Here is a 20,050-nt window from a genome sequence, read left to right on the forward strand (position 1 = left end):
ATTCCATGAGCGCAGCAGAAATCCGCAAATCCGCCGAGGCCAGAATGGCCAAGTCGCTTGATACGCTCAAGACCAACCTGGCCAAGATCCGCACGGGCCGCGCCCACACCGGCATCCTGGACCACGTGCAGGTCGAATACTACGGTTCGCCCGTGCCCGTGGGCCAGGTCGCCAACGTGAACCTGGTCGACGCCCGCACCATCAGCCTGCAGCCGTACGAAAAGCACATGGCCGGCCCGATCGAAAAGGCCATCCGTGAGTCGGACCTGGGTCTGAACCCCATCTCCATGGGCGACACGATCCGCGTGCCGATGCCCGCGCTGACCGAAGAACGCCGCCGCGACCTGACCAAGGTCGTGCGCAGCGAAGGCGAAGACGCCAAGATCGCGGTGCGGAACCTGCGCCGCGAGGCCAACGAAGCGCTCAAGAAGCTGGTCAAGGACAAGGAAATCTCCGAGGACGACGAGCGTCGTTCGCAAGATGACGTCCAGAAGCTGACGGATCGCGCCGTCGCCGACATCGACAAGATGGTCGTCCAGAAAGAAGCCGAAATCATGACCGTATAATCCCCACACGCCACGAGGCGCCGCATTGCGGCCCGCGTGGCGTCAGGATTACGTTGCACATGCGCCGTCCCGTCCATTGCCTCGCGGTACTTCCTCGTAGCGATGGAATCGACGGCGCAGGTTTTTTCCCGTATTCGTCTTTTTCGCCGGTCCGCCGCGCGCAGTCCCCAAACTAATGGCAACCAGTTCGACTCAGGCGGTCCCCGATATCCGTGACATCCCCGAGCACGTCGCCATCATCATGGATGGCAACGGTCGCTGGGCGACGCGGCGCCTGCTGCCTCGCACTGCCGGGCATGCCAAGGGCGTGCAGGCCGTCCGGCGCGTGGTCGAGGCCTGCGGACGCGCAGGCGTGCGCTACCTGACGTTGTTCGCGTTCAGTTCCGAGAACTGGCGCCGCCCGGCCGAAGAGGTCTCGTTGCTGATGCGCCTTTTCGTGCAGGCGCTTGAGCGTGAAGTCGGCAAGCTGCAAGAGCAGGGCGTGCGTCTGCACGTGATCGGCGACCTGAGCGCCTTCGAGCCGCGCCTGCGCGAGCTCATCGCCGCTGCCCAGGAACGCACCGCGCACAACGACCGGCTGCACCTGACTGTCGCCGCCAACTACGGCGGCCGTTGGGACATCCTGCAAGCCACCCGAGCCATGCTGGCGGCCGAGCCCGACCTCGCGGCGCACCCGGACCGGGTGGACGAAGAGCGCCTTTCCAGGCATCTTTCCATGGCATGGGCTCCCGAGCCCGACCTGTTCATCCGCACCGGCGGCGAACAGCGCATTTCCAATTTCCTGATCTGGCAGATGGCGTACGCGGAGTTCTACTTCACGGATCGCTATTGGCCGGATTTCGGCGCCAATGAACTCATGGCCGCCTTTGATTGGTACCGCACGCGCGAGCGCCGCTTCGGCCGCACCAGCGCCCAAGTCAGCGAAGCCGCCGCCAAATAGGCTGATCGCGACGCGCGCGTCTTTCCAGGCAGCACAAGAGGAGACCGTCACATGCTGGGCCAGCGTATCGTTACCGCCGTCGTTTTGTTGGCCATTCTGGCCGCCGCCATGGCGAGCGCCAATCCATGGTGGTTCGTCGCGTTGCTGGCCCTTGCGGCCGCCTGCGCCAATTGGGAGTGGCTGCGCCTGACGCTGCCGCAACCGCCATCCCCCGTCATTTCCATCGGCGTCGCCGTGCTGCTGTTCGCCGGCATGCTGGTGCTGACCTCCGCCTGGCTGGCGGGCGACCGTAGCGGCGCCGGCGATCCGGGCTGGGTGCTGCGCTACCTGGTTCCCGCCGTCTCGGCCGTCTGGCTGTTTGGCGGCGTGACCGCCGTGGTGCGCGGGCGTTCCGATGCGCCGCCGGCCAGCTTGGCCTGGTCGGTCTTCTCCGTGCCGGCCGCGTTTGCCGCCTGGGCGGTTCTGGCCCAGATGTACGTCGCGCGCGGCGCGGTGTTCGTCGTGTCCCTCCTCGCCCTCGTCTGGGTGGCTGATATTGCGGCATATTTTGCCGGCCGGGCCTTCGGCAAGCGTAAACTGGCTCCGCGCGTGAGTCCCGGCAAGACCATTGAAGGCGCCATTGCCGGCGTCCTGGGTGCGGTGGTGTGGATTGGCTTGTCCAGCCTGTGGGACGGCACCTTCGGTCATGCCCTGGTCGAACGCTGGACCTTCTGGCTTGCATTGCCGATCGCCGCTGTTCTGGGCGTGCTGTCCATTGTGGGAGACCTGTTCGAATCGCTGCTCAAGCGACGCGCGGGCCGCAAGGATTCCAGCACGCTCTTGCCTGGCCATGGCGGTGTGTATGACCGCATCGATGCGATCCTGCCCGTCGCGCCGTTCGCGCTACTTTTGTCTGGAGTCTTGTTTTGACGGCTTTTCAACGTGTCGTCGTGCTGGGATCGACCGGATCCATCGGTGAAAGCACGCTGGACGTAATTGCTCGCCACCCGGAGCGGATGGCGGTTTATGCGCTGTCGGCGCACAGCAGGATGCAGCGCCTTGCCGAGCAGGCGCTGGCCAGCCGGGCTGCCGTCGTGGTGGTGCCCGACACCGCCGCCCGTCAGAAATTCATCGACGCGTGGCAGGGCGGACAGCCCATGCCCGAGATCCGCGTCGGCGCGCAGGCGCTGGCCGACACGGCCGCGGATACCCAATGCGACGCCGTCATGGCCGCCATCGTCGGCGCCGCAGGCTTGCCGTCTGCACTGGCCGCCGCGCGTGCAGGCAAGCGCGTACTGCTGGCCAACAAAGAGGCGCTGGTTGCCGCCGGCACGCTGTTCATGCAGGCAATCCGCGATAACGGCGCCGAACTGCTGCCTATCGATAGCGAACACAACGCCATCTTCCAGTGCTTGCCGCACCAAGGACGCGCCGATGCGCCGCATAGTCCGGCAAAGGGTGTGCGGCGCCTGTTGCTGACCGCGTCGGGCGGCCCGTTCCGCGGGCGCGATCTCGAAGACCTGCACGACGTCACGCCCGAGCAAGCTTGCGCCCATCCCAACTGGAGCATGGGCCGCAAGATATCCGTCGACTCGGCCACCATGCTGAACAAAGGCCTGGAGGTCATCGAAGCCCATTGGCTGTTCGCAATGCCCGCCGATCGGATCGACGTGGTGGTGCACCCGCAGAGCGTCGTCCATTCAATGGTTGAGTACGACGACGGCTCCGTTCTCGCGCAGTTGGGACAGCCCGACATGCGCACGCCCATTGCCTACGGTCTTGGATTCCCCGATCGCATCGAGAGCGGCGTCGGTCCGCTGGACCTGACCCGCCACGGCCGGCTCGACTTTGAAAAGCCGGATCTGACCCGGTTTCCTTGCTTGGCCCATTCGTTCGCCGCAATGCGGGCGGGGCAGGGCGCCTGCGTGGCGCTCAACGCCGCGAACGAAGTTGCGGTCGACGCCTTCCTGGAAGGCCGGCTTGCCTATACCTGGATTCCGCGGGTCATCGAGGCGGCGCTCGAGTGGCAAGCGCGGCAGGCATCTGTTACGCTCAGCAGTCTTGACGACGTACTTGCGCTTGACGCCGAGGCGCGCGCCTTTTCGGGCAACCTCGGACTGGCCTGATAGCGGGCCGCGCCTGCCTCTGATTTCCTAGATTCCGACCCCATGCTTTTCACCCTGCTGGCCTTTGCCGTAGCGCTTGGCTCACTGATCATTTTCCATGAGCTTGGGCACTATTGGGTTGCCCGCCTGTGTGGCGTGAAGGTCCTGCGTTTCTCAGTCGGCTTTGGCAAGGTCATCCTGCGCCGCACCGACCGGCACGGCACCGAATGGGCGGTTTCCGCGCTGCCGCTGGGCGGTTACGTCAAGATGCTGGACGACGCGCCGCCCGGAGCTTCGCCCGCCGTGGCGGCGTCGGCATTCAACACCAAGCCGGTCGGGCAGCGCATCGCCATCGTGGCGGCCGGTCCCATCTTCAATCTGATACTTGCGGTGTTTCTGTATGCGGGCCTGAATATGGCCGGCACCGAGGAGCCCGTCGCCATCATCGCGCCGCCCGCCGCCGAGACGCCTGCCGCCCGCGCGGGTCTGCTGGGCGGCGATCGCATCCTGGCCATCGACGGCCAGGAAGTCGCATCGTGGTCCGACGCCCGCTGGCGCCTGATGGACGTGATGTCCACCGGTGGGCGCGCCAGCATCGAGGTCAGCACCCCGTCCGGCGCCGTTCAGCAGCGCGAACTCGACCTTCCCCCCAACACGATGGACCCGGCCGAGGGCGACCCGCTCGCCGCCGCTGGTGTTCGTCTGGCTCAACCCAAGCCCGCGGTGCGCGCCGTGATCGACGGCGGTGAAGGGCAGGCCGCGGGCCTGCGCGCCGGCGATCTGGTCGTGGCCGTGAATGGCCAGCCGGCCCCTGATACCGGCGCACTCGTCAAGCAGATCCAGGAAAGCGCCGGGAAGCCGCTTGCGCTTACCGTGGTGCGCGATGGCGCCAGCGTCACCCTGAACGTCACGCCTCGCCCCGAAGTCGTCAACGGCCAGGAGATCGGCCGCGTCGGCGTGCAGCTGGGCGGCAACGTGCCGATGGTGACGGTGCGCTATGGCGTCTTCGACAGCCTGTGGCGCGGCGCCGTCCGCACCTGGGATACCGCCTGGTTTTCGCTGCGCATGATGGGCCGGATGGTGACGGGCGACGTGTCGTGGCGCAATGTCAGCGGTCCGGTCACGATTGCCGACTATGCCGGCCAGACCGCCCGGATCGGCATTGTTGCGTATATCGCCTATATCGCATTGATCAGTATCAGCCTTGGCGTTTTAAATTTGCTTCCCATTCCTATGCTGGATGGTGGCCATCTGCTGTACTATCTCGTCGAAATTGTGCGGGGCAGCCCCCCGCCTGCCAGATGGATCGACATCGGACAACGCGCTGGCATAGGCATATTGGCAAGCCTTATGGGGCTTGCGCTGTTCAACGATTTCACGCGTTTGTTCACTTGAACGCGATTTAGCATAAAATCCCCCGCCATTTGCACGACCGAGGATACTCAAGGATGTCTTTTCGCCGGATGTTTCAACACAAAAAGGGTGTACTGCCGGGTCTCGTTGCCGCCGCATTGATGTTGCCGGCCTTGGCCCACGCCTTCGAACCCTTTGTCGTGCGGGATATCCGCGTAGAGGGTATTCAACGAACCGACGCCGGCACCGTCTTTGGTTATCTTCCCGTCAAAGTCGGCGAGAAATTCACCGAAGAAGAAGCCACCGAAGCCATTCGCCGCTTGTATGGCACGGGCTTTTTCACCGACGTTCAGATCCAGACGGACAATAATGTCGTCGTCGTGGTCGTCCAGGAACGTCCGACCATCGCCTCCGTTAATTTCAACGGCATGCGCGAGTTCGACTCCAAGGCCATCACCACGTCGCTCGCCCAGGTCGGTTTTGCGGAAGGCCGCATTTTCGACCGCTCCATGCTCGAGCGCGCTGAATACGAACTGAAACAGCAGTATCTGTCCAAGGGCAAGTACGGCGTCGAAGTCACCTCCACCGTCACACCGCTGCCGCGCAATCGCGTCGGCGTCAGTTTCGATGTGTTCGAGGGCTCGGTCGCCCGCATCCAGGAAATTCGTTTCGTCGGCAATAAAGCCTTCTCCGAAAGCGATCTGCTGGACGAATTCAAGCTCACCACCCCAGGCTGGCTGACCTGGTACACGGATACCGACAAATACTCGCGCGAAAAGCTCGAGGGCGACCTCGAACGCCTGCGCTCGTTCTACCTGGATCAGGGTTACCTTGAGTTCTCGGTCGAGCCGCCGCAAGTCACCATTTCGCCGGACCGCCAGGACATCCGCATCACGATCACCGTCCATGAAGGCGAGCCCTACAAGGTGCGCAGCGTAAAGCTGGCGGGCAACCTGCTGGGCCTGGACAAGGAAATCAACGACCTGGTGCAGATCAAGGCTGGCGAGACCTTCTCGGCCGCCAAGACCAACGATTCCGCCAAGGCGATCACCGACTACCTGGGTGAACTGGGCTACGCATTCGCCAACGTCAACCCGAACCCGCAGCTCGACCGCGCCAAGCACGAAGCCGACCTGACCTTCTACGTCGATCCGAGCCGCCGCGTGTATGTGCGCCGCATCCAGATCGGCGGCAACACCCGTACCCGCGACGAAGTCGTGCGCCGCGAAATGCGCCAGCAGGAAGCCGCCTGGTACGACGCTGCCGACATCAAGACTTCGCGCGACCGCGTCGACCGCCTGGGTTACTTCAGCGACGTCAACGTCAAGACCGATCCGGTCCCGGGCTCGCCCGACCAGGTCGATGTCAACGTCGACGTGAAGGAAAAGCCCACCGGCATGATCAACCTGGGCGTGGGCTACGGCTCGTCCGAAAAGGCGATTCTGTCGGCTGGCATCAGCGAAGACAACGTCTTCGGCAGCGGCACCAACCTGACGCTGCAACTGAACACCAGCAAGACGAACCGCGCGGTGGTGCTGTCGCACACCGATCCGTACTGGACCAAGGACGGCATCAGCCGCACCACGTCCGCGTACTACCGCGTGACCGAGCCCTGGAACAACAACGACGGCGATTACCGCGTCAAGGCCATGGGCCTGGGCATGAACTTCGGTATCCCGATCTCGGAGTATGACCGCGTCTTCCTGGGCGCCAACTTCGAACGCAACCAGATCGACCTGTACAACAACTCGCCGGCGGCCTACGAGCACTTCGTCGACCAGTATGGCGATTCGACCAATTCGGTGATTTTCAGCGCCGGCTGGTCCAAGGACACGCGTGACAGCGCGCTGGCGCCGACCAAGGGTTCGTACACCCGCCTGAAAGCCGACCTGTCGACCGTCGACCTGCAATACACCATGCTGACCGCGCAGCAGCAGTACTACGTGCCGCTGGGCGGCTCGTACACGCTGGCGCTCAACGGCATGGTTGATTGGGGCCGGAGCTACGGCAGCAACGATTACCCGGTCATCAAGAACGTCTATGCCGGCGGTATCGGCACCGTCCGCGGCTATGAAGGCTCGTCGCTGGGTCCGCGCGACGTCAAGACGGGCGACTACCTGGGCGGCACGCGCCGCATCGTGGCAAACGCCCAGCTCTACCTGCCGTTCCCGGGCGCGTCCAAGGACCGCACGTTGCGTTGGTTCATTTTCAGCGACGCCGGTCAGGTGTCGGCAGGCAGCGGCCTCTCCTGCACGGGTGGTCGGGACAATACCGAGGTCGAAGATCCGTGCGGCTGGCGTTTCTCGGCGGGCGTGGGCCTGTCCTGGCAATCGCCGATGGGTCCGCTGCAGTTGTCTTATGCGCGGCCGCTCAATTCCAAGCCGGGCGACGACAAGCAAAGCTTCCAGTTCCAGATCGGGACCGGATTCTAAGCGAGGCGTTACTCTTGAAAACAAGGGCAGGGCCCACCGGCCCAGCGTCCTTGCTGTTTAGTGGCACAATACACACTTTGGCTTTGCCTTACTGGAAGGTGAGATTTTCATGATGTCTGATTTCGCACTTAAATCATCGAAGACGCTGGGCGCGAAGCGCCGTAGCAAGCTGGGCGGCTCCATTGCCCTGGTGGGTGCGCTCATTCTCGGTTCGGCTGCCGCGATCCCCGCCCAAGCGCAAAACACCAAGATCGGTTTCGTCAATACCGAACGCATCCTGCGCGAATCGGGTCCGGCCAAGACTGCCCAGAGCAAGATCGAAGCCGAATTCAAGAAGCGCGACGACGAACTCCAACGCCTGAACAACAGCCTGCGCTCGCAAGCCGAGAAGTTCGACAAGGACGCGCCCGTCCTGTCGGAATCCGACCGCGTCAAGCGCCAGCGCGAACTGGCCAACCTAGACACCGACCTGCAGCGCAAGCGCCGCGAATTCCAGGAAGACTTCAACCGCCGCCGCAACGAAGAATTCTCGGGCATCGTGTCCAAGGCCAATGACGCCATCAAGCGTATCGCCGAACAGGAAAACTACGACCTGATCATCCAGGACGCAGTGACGGTCAACCCCCGCATCGACATCACCGACAAGGTGATTCAGAGCCTGGGCAAGTAAAGCGATACCCGTCTAGTCATGCCGGTTTTACTGGATCTTGCCCGCGCGCCGACACTCGAAGCAATGTTGAGCGCCGCCAATACCCAGGGTATGGACTGGCGTATCAGTGCGGTTCCCGGCGCAGACCCCATGCGGGTCTGCGGCATCGGGACCCTGTCTTCGGCCGGTCCTCAGGAAATCTCTTTCCTGTCCAACCCCCGCTATCAAAGCCAGCTTGGCGCAACCGGAGCAGGGGCGGTCATCGTCTCTCCCGACGTCGCCGAGGCGCTTGAGGCCCAGGGCACCGACCGGCCGCCGTTCGCATTGGTCGTCTGCAAGCATCCCTATCTGCTTTACGCGCGCGTCGCGCAGTGGTTTGACACTGCCCGCAGACCCGCCTTGCCCGCTGACACGCATCCCTCCGCCGTGATCGCGCCAGACGCCATCATCGAAGAGGGTGTGCGCGTCGGCCCCAACTGCGTCGTCGAAGCTGGCGTGCGCATCGGGCGCGGCACGGTGCTGGGTCCGGGTTGCGTCATCGGCGCTGGTTCGTCCATCGGTCCTGACGGCCGGCTGCACGCCAACGTCACGCTGTACGAAGGTGTGAAGATCGGCGCGCGGGTCATTCTGCATAGCGGATCGGTGCTTGGCGCCGACGGCTTCGGCTTTGCGCCGGATCCTTCGCTGGGCAAGGGCGCCTGGGGCAAGATTCCGCAGTTTGGCGGCGTGTCCCTTGGCGACGACGTTGAAATCGGCGCCAACACCACCGTCGATCGCGGCGCACTCGAAGACACCGTTCTGGCCGACGGCGTGAAGCTCGACAACCAGATCATGATCGGCCACAACTGCCGCATCGGCGCGCATACCGCGATGGCGGCGTGCGTCGGGGTGGCAGGCTCCACGACCATCGGCGAGCGCTGCACCATCGGCGGCGCCGCGATGCTTTCGGGCCATCTGGTGCTGGGCGACGACGTGCATATCTCGGGCGGCACGGCTGTGACGTCCAATATCTCCAAGCCTGGCCGCTATACCGGGGTCTTCCCGTACGCGGAGCATGGCGAATGGCAGCGCAACGCCGCCGTGATACAACAGTTGGCGCAGTTGCGCCGCCGTTTGCGCACGCTGGAAAAGGACTAGGGCGCGTTCGCCGCCCTGGCGCGCGCGCGCCGCCACCTTATTTAATTTCGCAGGAACGCATAGAAAAATGGAACTCGACATCAAGGGGATCATGGAGAGGCTGCCGCATCGCTACCCGATGCTGCTGATTGACCGTGTTGTGGAAATGGTGCCTGGCAAGTCCATCGTCGCCATCAAGAACGTCTCGATCAACGAGCCGTTTTTCAACGGTCACTTTCCTCACCATCCGGTGATGCCGGGCGTGCTCATCGTTGAAGCTATGGCCCAGGCCTCGGCGCTGTTCTCCTTCACGGACGAGAACGGCGGCCTCAAGTGCGAAGGCGCCAAGACCGCCTATTACCTGGTCGGCATCGATGGCGCGCGCTTCCGCCGTCCCGTCGTTCCGGGCGACCAGCTGCGCATTGAGGTCGAAGCTGAACGCCTGAGCCGCAGCATCTGTAAGTATCAAGCACGCGCGACCGTCGATGGCCAGGAAGTGGCGTCGGCCAAGCTGATGTGCGCGATTCGCAGCCTGGAAGAGTAAATGGCAGGAAACATCCATCCCACCGCTGTTGTCGATCCGGCGGCAAAAATCGACCCGACCGCGGTCATCGGCCCGTTCGCAGTGGTGGGGCCCGATGTGACCGTCGGTGCGGGGACCGAAATTGGCCCGTACTGCATGATCGACGGCGTGACCACCATCGGTCGCGACAACCGGTTCTACCGGTACTGCTCCATCGGCGGCATGCCGCAGGACAAGAAGTACGCGGGCGAGCCCACCCGGCTGACCATCGGCGACCGCAACACGGTCCGCGAATTCGTCACGCTGAACACCGGCACCACGCAAGACGGCGGCGAAACGACGTTGGGCGACGACAACTGGATCATGGCCTACGTTCACGTGGCCCATGACTGCCACATCGGCAGCCACACGATCCTGGCCAACTCGGTGCAGCTTGGCGGCCACGTGCACGTGGGCGACTGGGCAATCATCGGCGGCCTGACCGGCGTGCACCAGTTCTCGCGCGTGGGCGCGCACACCATGACGGGCGGCAACAGCTCGCTCATGCAGGACACGCCGCCGTTCGTCCTGGCCGCCGGCAACCCGTGCCGCCCGGTTGGGGTCAACGTCGAAGGCCTGAAGCGCCGCGGCTTTTCCGCCGCCTCCATTTCGGCGCTGCGCGAAGCCTACAAGATCATCTACCGCCGGGGCCTGTCCCTGGACGCGGCACGCGCCGAATTGCGCGACCGCCAGCAGGCCATCCCCGAAGCCGCGGAACACCTGCAGACGCTGCTGGACTTCCTGGACGTCGCCTCCCGCGGCATCATCCGCCCATGAGCACCCGGATCGGCATGGTGGCCGGCGAGCCTTCGGGCGACCTGCTGGCCGGGCGCATCATTGCCGGTCTGCAAGCGCGCGACAACGGCGTGCGTTGCGAGGGTATCGGCGGGCCGCAGATGCAGGCCCGTGATTTTGAAGCCTGGCACCCGATGCACGCGCTGACCGTGTTCGGTTACGTGGACGCGCTCAAGCGCCTGCCCAGCCTGCTGGCCACCTACCGCGACGTCAAGCGTCGCTGGCTGGCCGAGCCGCCCGCTGTGTTCGTCGGCATCGACGCGCCCGATTTCAACTTGCGCCTTGAGCATCAGTTGCGGCAGGCGGGTACGCCGACGGTGCATTTCGTTGGGCCCTCGATCTGGGCGTGGCGCTACGAACGCATTCACAAGATCCGCGAATCGGTATCGCACATGCTGGTGCTGTTTCCGTTCGAGGAAGAGATCTACCGCAAAGAAGGCATTCCGGTTACATACGTGGGCCATCCGCTGGCCGGCGCCGTGCCGATGCAGCCCGACCGCGCCGCCGCCCGCGAACGCCTGGGTATCGACCAGAACGCCCGCGTGCTGGCGATCCTGCCCGGCAGCCGCTCTTCCGAGATCCGCCTGCTGGCGCCGCGCTTCCTGCAGGCCGCCCAGCAACTGCTGAAGAAAGATCCGGCCTTGCAATGCATCGTGCCCATGGTCAATGACCAGCGGCGGGCTGAATTCCTTGAAATCCTGGCGCAGCATCCGGTGCCCGGCCTGCGCTGCGTCACCGCGCACGACCTGCACGGCGAGGGCGGCGACCGAAAGGCGCCGGTGGCCTGGTCCGTCATGGAAGCCGCCACGGCGGTCCTCGTCGCCAGCGGCACCGCTACGCTCGAGACGGCGCTGTTCAAGCGGCCCATGGTCATTTCCTACGTGTTGTCGCCGTGGATGCGGCGCATCATGGCCTGGAAGTCCGGCCAGCAGCGCCCGTACCTGCCGTGGGTGGGTCTGCCCAACGTGCTGCTGCGTGATTTCGTTGTCCCTGAGCTTTTGCAGGACGACGCGACGCCCGATAAACTGGCCGAAGCGACATGGCAGGCATTGACCGACGACGCGCTCATCGCACGCGTGGAGGCGCGCTTTACCGCCATGCACCAAGACCTGTTGCGCGATACGCCGGCGCTGGCCGCGCAGGCGATCCTGGAGGTGGCCGATGGAGCAGCCTGAGCTTTTCGTGGCGCCCGAGCAGCCTGCGTTGCTGACCGCCGGCGTTGACGAGGCCGGCCGCGGCCCGCTGGCAGGCGAGGTCTACGCGGCCGCCGTCATTCTTGATCCGTCACGATTCATCGACGGGCTGGCCGATTCCAAGGTGCTGACCGCGATCCGCCGCGAGGAACTGGCGCTGCAGATCAAGGAGCGGGCGCTTGCCTGGTGCATCGCCAGCGCCACCGTTGCCGAAATCGACAGCCTGAATATCCTGCGCGCCACCATGCTGGCCATGCAGCGCGCCGTTCAAGGCCTGGCCACCGTGCCGCAACTGGCCCTGGTGGACGGCAATCAGGCGCCCAAGCTGCGCTGCACCGTGCAAACCGTCATCAAGGGCGACGCGCTTGTACCTGCCATCTCGGCCGCCTCCATTCTTGCCAAGACCGCTCGCGACGCGGACCTGCTGCGCCTGCATACGTTGTATCCGCAGTACGCGTTCGATCAGCACAAGGGCTATGGCACGGCGCTGCATCTGCAACGGCTGCGCGAGCACGGCCCGTGCGCCGAACACCGGCGCAGCTTTGCTCCCATCAAGGCTTTCGGCCTGGTTTCATGAAGCACATCAGTTCCCGGGACAACCCGGCGGTCAAGGCGCTGGTCAAGTTGGCCGGCACGGCCGGCAAGCGCGGCGCACCCGTGCTGCTCGACGGCGTCCATCTGTGCCAGGCCTGGCTGCAACATTACGGCCCGCCGGATCGGGCGATCTTCGACGTGGACCGCCTGTCCCAGCCCGATATCGCCGCGCTTGCCGCGGCCGTGCCGGACAACGTCAGCCTCGCGCTGGACGCGCGGCTGATGCACGCCGTGGCCGCAGTGGAAAGCGGGCAGGGCGTTGCCTTCCTGGTCACGCCGCCCGTTCCGGCGCTGCCTGCGCAGGTCGATGAAACCTGCGTCCTGTTTGACCGTATCCAGGATCCCGGCAACGTGGGTACGCTGTTGCGCACGTCCGCCGCAGCGGGCATCAAGCGCGTGTTCCTGGCGACGGGGACGGCGGCGGCGTGGTCGCCCAAGGTGCTGCGTAGTGGCCAAGGCGCGCACTTTGCCCTCGAGATCCACGAGCACGTCGACCTGGAGGCTCTGCTGCCCCGCCTGCGCGTGCCGCTGGTGGCGACCGCCCTGGACGGCTCGCGCGATCTTTTCGCGGACCGCCTGCCTGAACAGTGCGCATGGGTGTTTGGCCACGAAGGTCAGGGCGTGGCCCCGGCGCTGCTGGCGGCCGCCAGCCTGAAGGTACGCATTCCGCATGACGCCGCGGCCGTGGAGTCGCTGAACGTCGGCGCCGCCGCGGCGATCTGCCTGTTCGAGCAGCGCCGGCAGAGCAGCGCGCGCCTTCGCGGCTGAGCCGGCGCGAGGCGCGCCGCCTTTCGCCCCACTGAAGGTCTGGCTTTGGCCAGCCCCTCAGCCTTATCCCCGATCCAGTCCAACTTCCTGCAGCACCGTGGTGGCGATCTCTTCGATCGACTTCGTGGTGCTGGACAGCCAGGAAATGCCCTCGCGACGCATCATGCGTTCGGCTTCCGCCACTTCGTAGCGGCATTGTTCCAGTTGGGCGTAGCGGCTGTTGGGGCGGCGTTCGTTGCGGACTTCCGCCAGGCGTTCCGGCTGGATCGACAGGCCGAACAGCTTGGCGCGGTGCGGCGCAATGGTGGAGGGCAGGGTGCCGCGTTCGAAGTCGTCCGGCGTCAATGGGAAGTTGGCGGCCTTGATGGCGTACTGCATGGCCAGATACAGGCTGGTGGGCGTCTTGCCGCACCGCGAGACCCCGACCAGGATCACGTCGGCCTGATCGAGCTGGTTCACGAACTGGCCGTCGTCATGCGCCAGGCTGAAGTTGATGGCGTCGATCCGGTTCCGGTATTTTTCCGAGTTGGCCTGCATATGTGACCGGCCGATGGAATGGCTGGACTTCAACCCCAGCGCCTGCTCGATGTGGCTGACGAACGTGCCGAACAGATCCAGGAAAATTCCGTTCGCCTGTCGAACGCGGGCCAGGATTTCCGGGTTGACCAGGGTGCTGAAAACGATGGGCGGGACACCAGCGTCCTGGGCGCTCCGGTCGATCCGCATGGCGACTTCCGCAGCCTTTTCCAGCGTGTCCACGAAGGGCAGCCGGATGGGCTTGAAATTGACCTCTTCGAACTGCGAAAGCACGGACTGGCTGAATGTTTCCGCGGTGATGCCGGTACTGTCGGAAACGATGTATACCGTGCGTACGATAGGGGTAGATGTCATGTGTAAAAAATTCCAACCAGGCAGATGGCCGGACGTACTCCACCGAGTACAATCAGGCCCCTATAAGTCACCCCAAGGGCGGTCCAAGGCCAGTTTGGTCAGCGTCTGAAATCGGCTCTGCGAAGGCCGGAAAACGCGGTTTTTCCGGCATCAAAAACAGCACGATTCAGCCATTGACCAAACTCGCTTTCATTCCATTGTAAAAGGTGACTTCAATGTCGTATGTTGTTTTGTTCGAGCAGCTCCGCATGACGGACGTGGACTCGGTAGGAGGCAAGAACGCATCTCTTGGCGAAATGATCAGCCAGCTGTCTGGCGCGGGTGTCCGCGTGCCGGGCGGCTTTGCCACGACCGCTGACGCCTTCCGCGATTTCCTGAAGGCCTCCGGCCTGGACAAGCGGATCGCCGAACGCCTGACCACGCTGAATCCCGAAGACGTGCGCGAACTGGCCACCGCCGGCGCGCAGATTCGCCAATGGATCGTCGACGCGCCGTTCTCGCCCGAGTTCGAATCGCAGATCCGCGAAGCCTTTGCCAAGCTCGATGCTGACGGCAAGGGCTCGTTTGCCGTGCGCTCCTCCGCCACGGCGGAAGACCTGCCCGACGCCTCGTTCGCCGGCCAGCAGGAAACCTTCCTGAACGTCGTGGGCATCGATGACGTGCTGGACAAGATCCGCCACGTGTTCGCGTCGCTGTACAACGACCGCGCCATTTCCTATCGCGTGCACAAGGGCTATGCCCACGCCGACGTCGCCTTGTCGGCCGGCATCCAGCGCATGGTGCGTTCCGACAAGGGCAGCGCCGGCGTCATGTTCACCATCGACACCGAATCGGGCTTCCAGGACGTCGTGTTCATCACGTCCTCGTATGGTCTGGGCGAAACCGTCGTGCAGGGCGCCGTCAACCCCGACGAGTTCTACGTCTTCAAGCCCACGCTGGAACAGGGCCACTATCCCATCGTCGGCCGCCGTATCGGCTCCAAGCTGATCAAGATGGAATTCGATCCCGAGCGCCCCGAAGGTCGTGCCGTGCGCACGGTGGATGTGCCGGTGTCCGAGCGCAACCGCTACTCGCTGACCGACGACGAGGTCAACGAACTGGCCCGCTACGCCGTCATCATCGAAAAGCACTACCAGCGTCCGATGGACATCGAGTGGGGCCGCGACGGCATCGACGGCAAGATTTACATCCTGCAGGCGCGTCCGGAAACCGTGAAGTCGCAGCAGGGCGTCAATGACGTGCAGCAGCGCTACCGCCTGAAGGCGACCGGCCAGGTCCTGATCACCGGCCGTGCCATCGGCCAGAAGATCGGTTCGGGTCCGGTGCGCGTGGTGGGCGACATCTCCGACATGGACAAAGTCCAGCCGGGCGACGTCCTGGTCACCGACATGACGGATCCCAACTGGGAGCCCGTGATGAAGCGCGCCTCGGCCATCGTGACGAACCGCGGCGGCCGCACGTGCCACGCCGCGATCATCGCGCGTGAGCTGGGCATCCCGGCGGTGGTGGGCTGCGGCAACGCGACCGACCTGCTCAAGGAAGGCCAGGCCGTGACCGTGTCGTGCGCCGAAGGCGACGAAGGCCGCATCTATGACGGCCTGATCGAAACCGAGGTCGAGGAAGTGCGCCGCGGCGACATGCCCGCCATCGATCTGAAGATCATGATGAACGTGGGCAACCCCCAACTGGCGTTCGACTTCGCCCAGATTCCGAACGGCGGCGTCGGCCTGGCTCGCCTGGAATTCATCATCAATAACAACATCGGCATCCACCCGAAGGCGGTCCTGGACTACCCGAACGTGGACGGCGAGCTGAAGAAGGCTGTGGAATCGGCCGCCCGCGGCCATGCCAGCCCGCGCGCCTTCTTCGTCGAGAAGATGGCCGAAGGCGTGGCGACCATCGCCGCCGCCTTCTACCCCAAGCCGGTCATCGTGCGCATGTCGGACTTCAAGTCCAACGAGTACCGCAAGCTGGTTGGCGGCTCGCGCTACGAGCCCGAGGAAGAGAACCCCATGCTGGGCTTCCGCGGCGCGTCGCGCTACATCGCCGAAGACTTCGCCGAGTGCTTCCGCATGGAATGCGAAGCGCTCAAGAAGGTGCGCGATGAAATGGGCCTGACGAACGTCGAAATCATGGTGCCGTTCGTGCGCACGCTGGGTCAGGCCGAGAAGGTCGTGAACCTGCTTGCCAAGCACGGCCTGGCGCGCGGCGAAAACGGCCTGAAGCTGATCATGATGTGCGAGGTTCCGTCCAACGCCATTTTGGCCGACGAATTCCTGCAGTACTTCGATGGCTTCTCCATCGGCTCGAACGACATGACCCAGCTCACGCTGGGCCTGGACCGCGACTCGGGCATGGAACTCTTGGCCGTCGACTTCGACGAGCGCGACGAAGCCGTCAAGTTCATGCTTCGCCGTGCAATCAAGGCTTGCCTGGCCGCCAAGAAGTACGTGGGTATCTGCGGCCAAGGCCCCAGCGACCATCCGGACTTCGCGCAGTGGCTGAAGGACGAAGGCATCCTGTCGATGTCGCTGAACCCGGACACCGTTGTCGATACGTGGCAGCGTCTGGCCAAGAACTGATTGGCCGGTTGAAGGGAAAGCCCCGCGTCCTTATGGGACGCGGGGCTTTTTTTATACGGCGTGGGAATGGGGCGCAGCCGCGCTAATGGAAAAGTGCTCGTCGAGCCTCGGCGACGAATGCTCTCTTCAGATGCCCCCGATCAAAGTAAGAGTCTTCTGATATCCATAGATTGGATCGTGTGACGTAATGGACCCCGTATTCCATTCGCGTCCATTGCGAAATTCTTCATTTGCAGCGGACGCGTTTCCATAGGCGGACCGCGCGCTCATGGCAAGTGCGAAAGGTCTGTCGCTGCGGGAGCACGTCATTCCTATTCAATCCGATCTGCGGTTCACTTTCACCATTGGCGACGAGTCATTTGAAGTCGTCGAATTTACGCTGCAGGAAGGGTTGTCCGAGACCTTCCTGCTGGAAGTGGACCTGGCCAGCGCCAATTCCGCCATCGATTTCGGCGTGGTGCTGGACCGCGCCGCGTTGCTTACGATCTGGCACGGCTCCAAGCCCGTGCGCTACGTGCACGGCGCGGTCTCGTCGTTCGTCCAGGGCGACACGGGCTTTCGGCGCACGCGCTATTCCGCCATCGTCGAGCCGCGCCTCGCGCGTCTGAAGCTAAGTTCCGACTGGCGCATCTTCCAGTCGCAAAGCGTCCCGCAGATCGCTGAGGCGGTGCTCATGGCGCATGGCCTCAACCAGGATTACGAGCAGCGCAGCACCACCGAACACCAGGCGCGCGAATACTGCGTGCAGGCCGGCGACACCGACTATCACTTCGTCGAGCGCATCATGCGCGAGGAAGGCTTTTTCTACTCCTTCCGCCATGCCGCCGAGGGCCATAAGCTGATCCACAGCGACCGCCTGTTCATCCATGGCCGCGTCGGTGATGAACCGGTTCAGTACAACCCCACTCCCGGCGGCGACCAGCCACGGCCAGCGCTGCGCCGCTTCTCGTACACCGAGAACGTGCGCACCGCGCGCCAGACCCAGCGCGACTACACCTTTCACCATCCGCGCTACACCCACCAGCACAGCCGCGATGGCCGAGATCTGGACGACCAAGGCCGCCGTTACGAGCGCTACGACTATCCCGCTCGGGCCAAGTTCGACGAAGCCGGCAAGCCCTTCGCCGAGAACCGTCTGCGCGGTCATCGCCGCGATTCGCGCGTCGCCTTCGTTGAAGGCGATGACCCGCGGCTCCAGCCAGGCATTTCATTCACCCTCGCCGATCATCCGCGCGAAGACCTGAACCGCGGCTGGCGTCCGGTACGCATTGTCCACCGGGGCATCCAACACACGAGTCAGGCCGAGGAAAGTGCACAAGCCCAGATGGGTACGCACTACAGCTACGAAGCCGAACTGGTCCCGGACGACGCCGAGTGGCGGGCAGAACCGCTACGCAGGCCCCGCATCGATGGCCCGCAGAACGCCATGGTGGTCGGCCCGCCCAATGAAGAGATCTATACCGATGAGTACGGCCGGGTGAAGGTCCAGTTCCCGTGGGATCGGCTCGGCAAGGAGGACGAACGCAGCTCCTGCTGGATCCGCGTTTCACAGGACATCGCCGGCGCGACCTGGGGTCACATGGCCATCCCGCGCATTGGGCAGGAGGTCATCGTCTCTTACTTCGATGGGGATCCGGACCAGCCTGTGATCACCGGCCGCGCCTACAACCGCCTGCAATTGCCGCCCTACGAACTGCCGCGACATAAGACGCGGATGACGATCAAGAGCAAGACCCACAAGGGCGAGGCGTACAACGAACTGCGTTTTGAAGATGAGAAGGACCAGGAAGAAATCTACGTCCATGCGCAGAAGGACCAGAACATCCACGTCAACAACGACGAGTCGACGTTCGTGGGCCATGACCGCAGCGAGCAGGTCGAGAACGATGAAACCATCATCATCGGCCACGACCGCATGGAGACGGTGGGCAACGACGAACAGGTCAACATCGGCCAGGACCGGCGGCATGACATAGGGCGGGATGACTGTTTGACCGTGGGGCGCAATCACATCATCCACACCGCCAAGGACCGCACCGAGGAAGTGGGCAACAACCGCCGCGACAAGACCGCAGCGAATCATTGGGTGAGTATAGGCGGACACCAGGAGCATACGGTCGAGGGGCACTCGGAACTGCAGGCGGGGCAGGCGCTCCGGCAGCGCACGAAGATTTTTGAGAGCCAAGCGGCAGAGAGCCTGACTATCAAGGGGCCTGGGGGAACCATCCGAATCGACGCGTCAGGTATCACGCTTGATGGGGTCGCCATTCTGATCGAGGGTCCGATGAATCAAAAGCCCGGTGGCGGCACGAACTCTATCTCCGTCAACGGCACGCCGGAACCCGGCGAACCCGTTTGTGTGGGATGCCTGCTGAAAGCCATCGCAGAAGGCCGCAGCGTCGTGCGGTTCGGTGGATAGGCCACACATGAATCCATTTTCTGAAAGCGTTGTAAACGAACTGCGCCAGCTCCCCGATCATGGGCTGACAGCCATCATCGAAATGGCTCGCATGAAGGCTGATGTCCGAAGGCACCTGATGGAGCGATTCTCCGGTTGGCCGCTACTGCAGCAGCGAGAGTTGGAGAATCTCCGCGAGATTGGCCCATGGTTGTTCACGCCTTCCGCCCAGAACAACCTGCAAGGACAGTACGACTTTCTCTGCGACGTTGCTGGCATTGCCGGAGACGCAGTTTGCGTCTGGCTGACCAGTGCCATGTCGCCGCCTCAGTTGGCCGAGCACCTTGGCCATGCCACGACAGCGAAGGGCCCGGATGGCGCTACCTTTTTGCTGCGCTTTCACACGGAATTGGCCTTTCCCGTGCTTCATGCGCGCCAGGATCTCCCGGGAATCTCGGACTGGCTGGCGCCGGTCCGATCATGGTGGCTGGCATTTCCCCACCGAGAGCGCAAGGCCTGGAAACACTTTACAGGTCACGGTTCGACCAAGCCGTATCCCACGCCAGTTATTCAATTGGACGAGTCATGCTGGGAGGCGCTTGCGGGCGACCCGCTCACGTACCGTCTGGCGGACCAGCTTCGGGCGCCGCTTGAAAGGAAGAGCGACCGCGAAAACTGCCATGGCACCCGGCTTGGACTCGTACATGACTTGTTAGCTCAAGCGGATCGCATCGGTCTGAGCCGACAGAGCGACCGGATCGACTACGTGACCTTGATGGCGTTGCAAGGCAATGCGCTCGACGGTTCTTCGGCATGGAACGACGCATTGCAAGAGGCGAAAGCGCTGCGAGAACCCCTGGCGCAGGCGCTGCAAGTGCGCATGCGCAGAAAAAATGGTTGAGGACGTCAATGTTCGATTGGAACGACACCTTTAATGCGTGTGCGGAGAATCGCACGCTTCTCGATGGAATCTTGAATCGCGGGGCAGAGGTAACTTGCACTCGGACCTTCACGATACTTCCGCTACGGTATGGCGTCGTGGGAGGTAGCGCCGAACAGCGCAAACTCCTTCCGTCTTTGCCCGAGCATTTGAATAAGCCAAGCAGAGTGGGCAGTGTGAGCGAATC

At 63.7% G+C, this 20,050-nt stretch carries 17 protein-coding genes; 16 read left to right on the forward strand and 1 reads right to left on the reverse strand.

Translation table 11 applies throughout. From position 1 onward, the window contains the following. The first annotated feature begins 5 nt into the window (after positions 1-5). The 13 genes from frr to B2W22_RS04330 all read left to right on the forward strand — a co-directional run bounded on the left by frr (position 6) and on the right by B2W22_RS04330 (position 13,052). A complete protein-coding gene (frr, locus tag B2W22_RS04270; protein ID WP_056316760.1) occupies positions 6-566 on the forward strand; it encodes a ribosome recycling factor in 561 nt (186 codons plus the stop codon). 175 nt (positions 567-741) lie between these two features. Continuing rightward, positions 742-1,506: a polyprenyl diphosphate synthase gene (gene uppS / locus B2W22_RS04275; protein WP_175121931.1), complete on the forward strand. Its 765-nt coding sequence runs from the start codon at positions 742-744 to the stop codon at positions 1,504-1,506. 51 nt (positions 1,507-1,557) lie between these two features. Then, positions 1,558-2,415, forward strand: a complete 858-nt coding sequence (locus tag B2W22_RS04280; protein ID WP_175139162.1) for a phosphatidate cytidylyltransferase — start codon at positions 1,558-1,560, stop codon at positions 2,413-2,415. Continuing rightward, positions 2,412-3,611 (forward strand): 1-deoxy-D-xylulose-5-phosphate reductoisomerase, encoded by a 1,200-nt coding sequence (locus B2W22_RS04285; RefSeq protein ID WP_175139163.1) that lies wholly within the window; start codon positions 2,412-2,414, stop codon positions 3,609-3,611. The genes B2W22_RS04280 and B2W22_RS04285 overlap by 4 nt, the downstream gene beginning before the upstream one ends. 42 nt (positions 3,612-3,653) lie before the next feature. After that, positions 3,654-4,985: an RIP metalloprotease RseP gene (gene rseP / locus B2W22_RS04290; protein WP_175139164.1), complete on the forward strand. Its 1,332-nt coding sequence runs from the start codon at positions 3,654-3,656 to the stop codon at positions 4,983-4,985. A 53-nt stretch (positions 4,986-5,038) separates the two neighbouring features. Next, the gene (gene bamA, locus B2W22_RS04295; RefSeq protein ID WP_175186110.1) at positions 5,039-7,375 is read left to right on the forward strand and encodes an outer membrane protein assembly factor BamA; all 2,337 of its coding nucleotides are present in this window, start codon (positions 5,039-5,041) and stop codon (positions 7,373-7,375) included. A gap of 109 nt (positions 7,376-7,484) precedes the next feature. Further along, positions 7,485-8,045 (forward strand): OmpH family outer membrane protein, encoded by a 561-nt coding sequence (locus B2W22_RS04300; protein ID WP_286936305.1) that lies wholly within the window; start codon positions 7,485-7,487, stop codon positions 8,043-8,045. Between the two features lie 18 nt (positions 8,046-8,063). Beyond that, a complete protein-coding gene (gene lpxD / locus B2W22_RS04305; protein WP_175186111.1) occupies positions 8,064-9,161 on the forward strand; it encodes a UDP-3-O-(3-hydroxymyristoyl)glucosamine N-acyltransferase in 1,098 nt (365 codons plus the stop codon). Positions 9,162-9,228: 67 nt separating this feature from the next. After that, positions 9,229-9,684: a 3-hydroxyacyl-ACP dehydratase FabZ gene (gene fabZ / locus B2W22_RS04310; protein ID WP_006385190.1), complete on the forward strand. Its 456-nt coding sequence runs from the start codon at positions 9,229-9,231 to the stop codon at positions 9,682-9,684. After that, positions 9,685-10,479, forward strand: coding sequence for an acyl-ACP--UDP-N-acetylglucosamine O-acyltransferase (lpxA, locus tag B2W22_RS04315; RefSeq protein WP_175139167.1), 795 nt, complete (start codon positions 9,685-9,687; stop codon positions 10,477-10,479). Then, positions 10,476-11,672 carry a lipid-A-disaccharide synthase gene (lpxB, locus tag B2W22_RS04320; RefSeq protein WP_286936308.1) on the forward strand — a complete coding sequence of 399 codons (1,197 nt, stop codon included), beginning with the start codon at positions 10,476-10,478 and terminating at the stop codon, positions 11,670-11,672. Before lpxA ends, lpxB begins: the two co-directional genes overlap by 4 nt. Then, positions 11,659-12,267 (forward strand): ribonuclease HII, encoded by a 609-nt coding sequence (gene rnhB, locus B2W22_RS04325; RefSeq protein ID WP_286936310.1) that lies wholly within the window; start codon positions 11,659-11,661, stop codon positions 12,265-12,267. The genes lpxB and rnhB overlap by 14 nt, the downstream gene beginning before the upstream one ends. Further along, the gene (locus B2W22_RS04330; protein ID WP_286936311.1) at positions 12,264-13,052 is read left to right on the forward strand and encodes a TrmH family RNA methyltransferase; all 789 of its coding nucleotides are present in this window, start codon (positions 12,264-12,266) and stop codon (positions 13,050-13,052) included. The genes rnhB and B2W22_RS04330 overlap by 4 nt, the downstream gene beginning before the upstream one ends. Before the next feature lie 63 nt (positions 13,053-13,115). Here the strand turns inward: B2W22_RS04330 and ppsR are convergent, their stop codons facing one another. Beyond that, positions 13,116-13,943, reverse strand: a complete 828-nt coding sequence (gene ppsR, locus B2W22_RS04335; RefSeq protein WP_175121920.1) for a posphoenolpyruvate synthetase regulatory kinase/phosphorylase PpsR — start codon at positions 13,941-13,943, stop codon at positions 13,116-13,118. Between the two features lie 215 nt (positions 13,944-14,158). On the opposite strand from ppsR, the gene ppsA reads away from it, so the two are divergent. From ppsA to B2W22_RS04350, 3 genes are all read left to right on the forward strand, one after another. After that, positions 14,159-16,525 carry a phosphoenolpyruvate synthase gene (gene ppsA, locus B2W22_RS04340; protein WP_286936313.1) on the forward strand — a complete coding sequence of 789 codons (2,367 nt, stop codon included), beginning with the start codon at positions 14,159-14,161 and terminating at the stop codon, positions 16,523-16,525. 268 nt (positions 16,526-16,793) lie between these two features. Beyond that, complete coding sequence (locus B2W22_RS04345; RefSeq protein ID WP_286936315.1) at positions 16,794-18,944, forward strand: type VI secretion system Vgr family protein; 2,151 nt, start codon at positions 16,794-16,796, stop codon at positions 18,942-18,944. A gap of 7 nt (positions 18,945-18,951) precedes the next feature. Further along, a complete protein-coding gene (locus B2W22_RS04350) occupies positions 18,952-19,824 on the forward strand; it encodes a DUF4123 domain-containing protein (protein WP_286936317.1) in 873 nt (290 codons plus the stop codon). Positions 19,825-20,050: the final 226 nt, after the last annotated feature.

The sequence above is a fragment of the Achromobacter sp. UBA4530 genome (assembly GCF_002388205.1).
GTDB classification, from domain to species: Bacteria; Pseudomonadota; Gammaproteobacteria; order Burkholderiales; family Burkholderiaceae_B; genus Achromobacter; species Achromobacter animicus.

What these genes read in the sequence shown, in the direction of transcription:
- frr (WP_056316760.1), top strand. Translation starts at nt 6, where the DNA reads ATGAGCGCAGCAGAAATCCGCAAATCCGCCGAGGCCAGAATGGCCAAG.
- uppS (WP_175121931.1), top strand. Translation starts at nt 742, where the DNA reads ATGGCAACCAGTTCGACTCAGGCGGTCCCCGATATCCGTGACATCCCC.
- B2W22_RS04280 (WP_175139162.1), top strand. Translation starts at nt 1,558, where the DNA reads ATGCTGGGCCAGCGTATCGTTACCGCCGTCGTTTTGTTGGCCATTCTG.
- rseP (WP_175139164.1), top strand. Translation starts at nt 3,654, where the DNA reads ATGCTTTTCACCCTGCTGGCCTTTGCCGTAGCGCTTGGCTCACTGATC.
- bamA (WP_175186110.1), top strand. Translation starts at nt 5,039, where the DNA reads ATGTCTTTTCGCCGGATGTTTCAACACAAAAAGGGTGTACTGCCGGGT.
- B2W22_RS04300 (WP_286936305.1), top strand. Translation starts at nt 7,485, where the DNA reads ATGATGTCTGATTTCGCACTTAAATCATCGAAGACGCTGGGCGCGAAG.
- lpxD (WP_175186111.1), top strand. Translation starts at nt 8,064, where the DNA reads ATGCCGGTTTTACTGGATCTTGCCCGCGCGCCGACACTCGAAGCAATG.
- fabZ (WP_006385190.1), top strand. Translation starts at nt 9,229, where the DNA reads ATGGAACTCGACATCAAGGGGATCATGGAGAGGCTGCCGCATCGCTAC.
- lpxA (WP_175139167.1), top strand. Translation starts at nt 9,685, where the DNA reads ATGGCAGGAAACATCCATCCCACCGCTGTTGTCGATCCGGCGGCAAAA.
- lpxB (WP_286936308.1), top strand. Translation starts at nt 10,476, where the DNA reads ATGAGCACCCGGATCGGCATGGTGGCCGGCGAGCCTTCGGGCGACCTG.
- rnhB (WP_286936310.1), top strand. Translation starts at nt 11,659, where the DNA reads ATGGAGCAGCCTGAGCTTTTCGTGGCGCCCGAGCAGCCTGCGTTGCTG.
- B2W22_RS04330 (WP_286936311.1), top strand. Translation starts at nt 12,264, where the DNA reads ATGAAGCACATCAGTTCCCGGGACAACCCGGCGGTCAAGGCGCTGGTC.
- ppsR (WP_175121920.1), bottom strand. Translation starts at nt 13,943, where the DNA reads ATGACATCTACCCCTATCGTACGCACGGTATACATCGTTTCCGACAGT.
- ppsA (WP_286936313.1), top strand. Translation starts at nt 14,159, where the DNA reads ATGTCGTATGTTGTTTTGTTCGAGCAGCTCCGCATGACGGACGTGGAC.
- B2W22_RS04345 (WP_286936315.1), top strand. Translation starts at nt 16,794, where the DNA reads ATGGCAAGTGCGAAAGGTCTGTCGCTGCGGGAGCACGTCATTCCTATT.
- B2W22_RS04350 (WP_286936317.1), top strand. Translation starts at nt 18,952, where the DNA reads ATGAATCCATTTTCTGAAAGCGTTGTAAACGAACTGCGCCAGCTCCCC.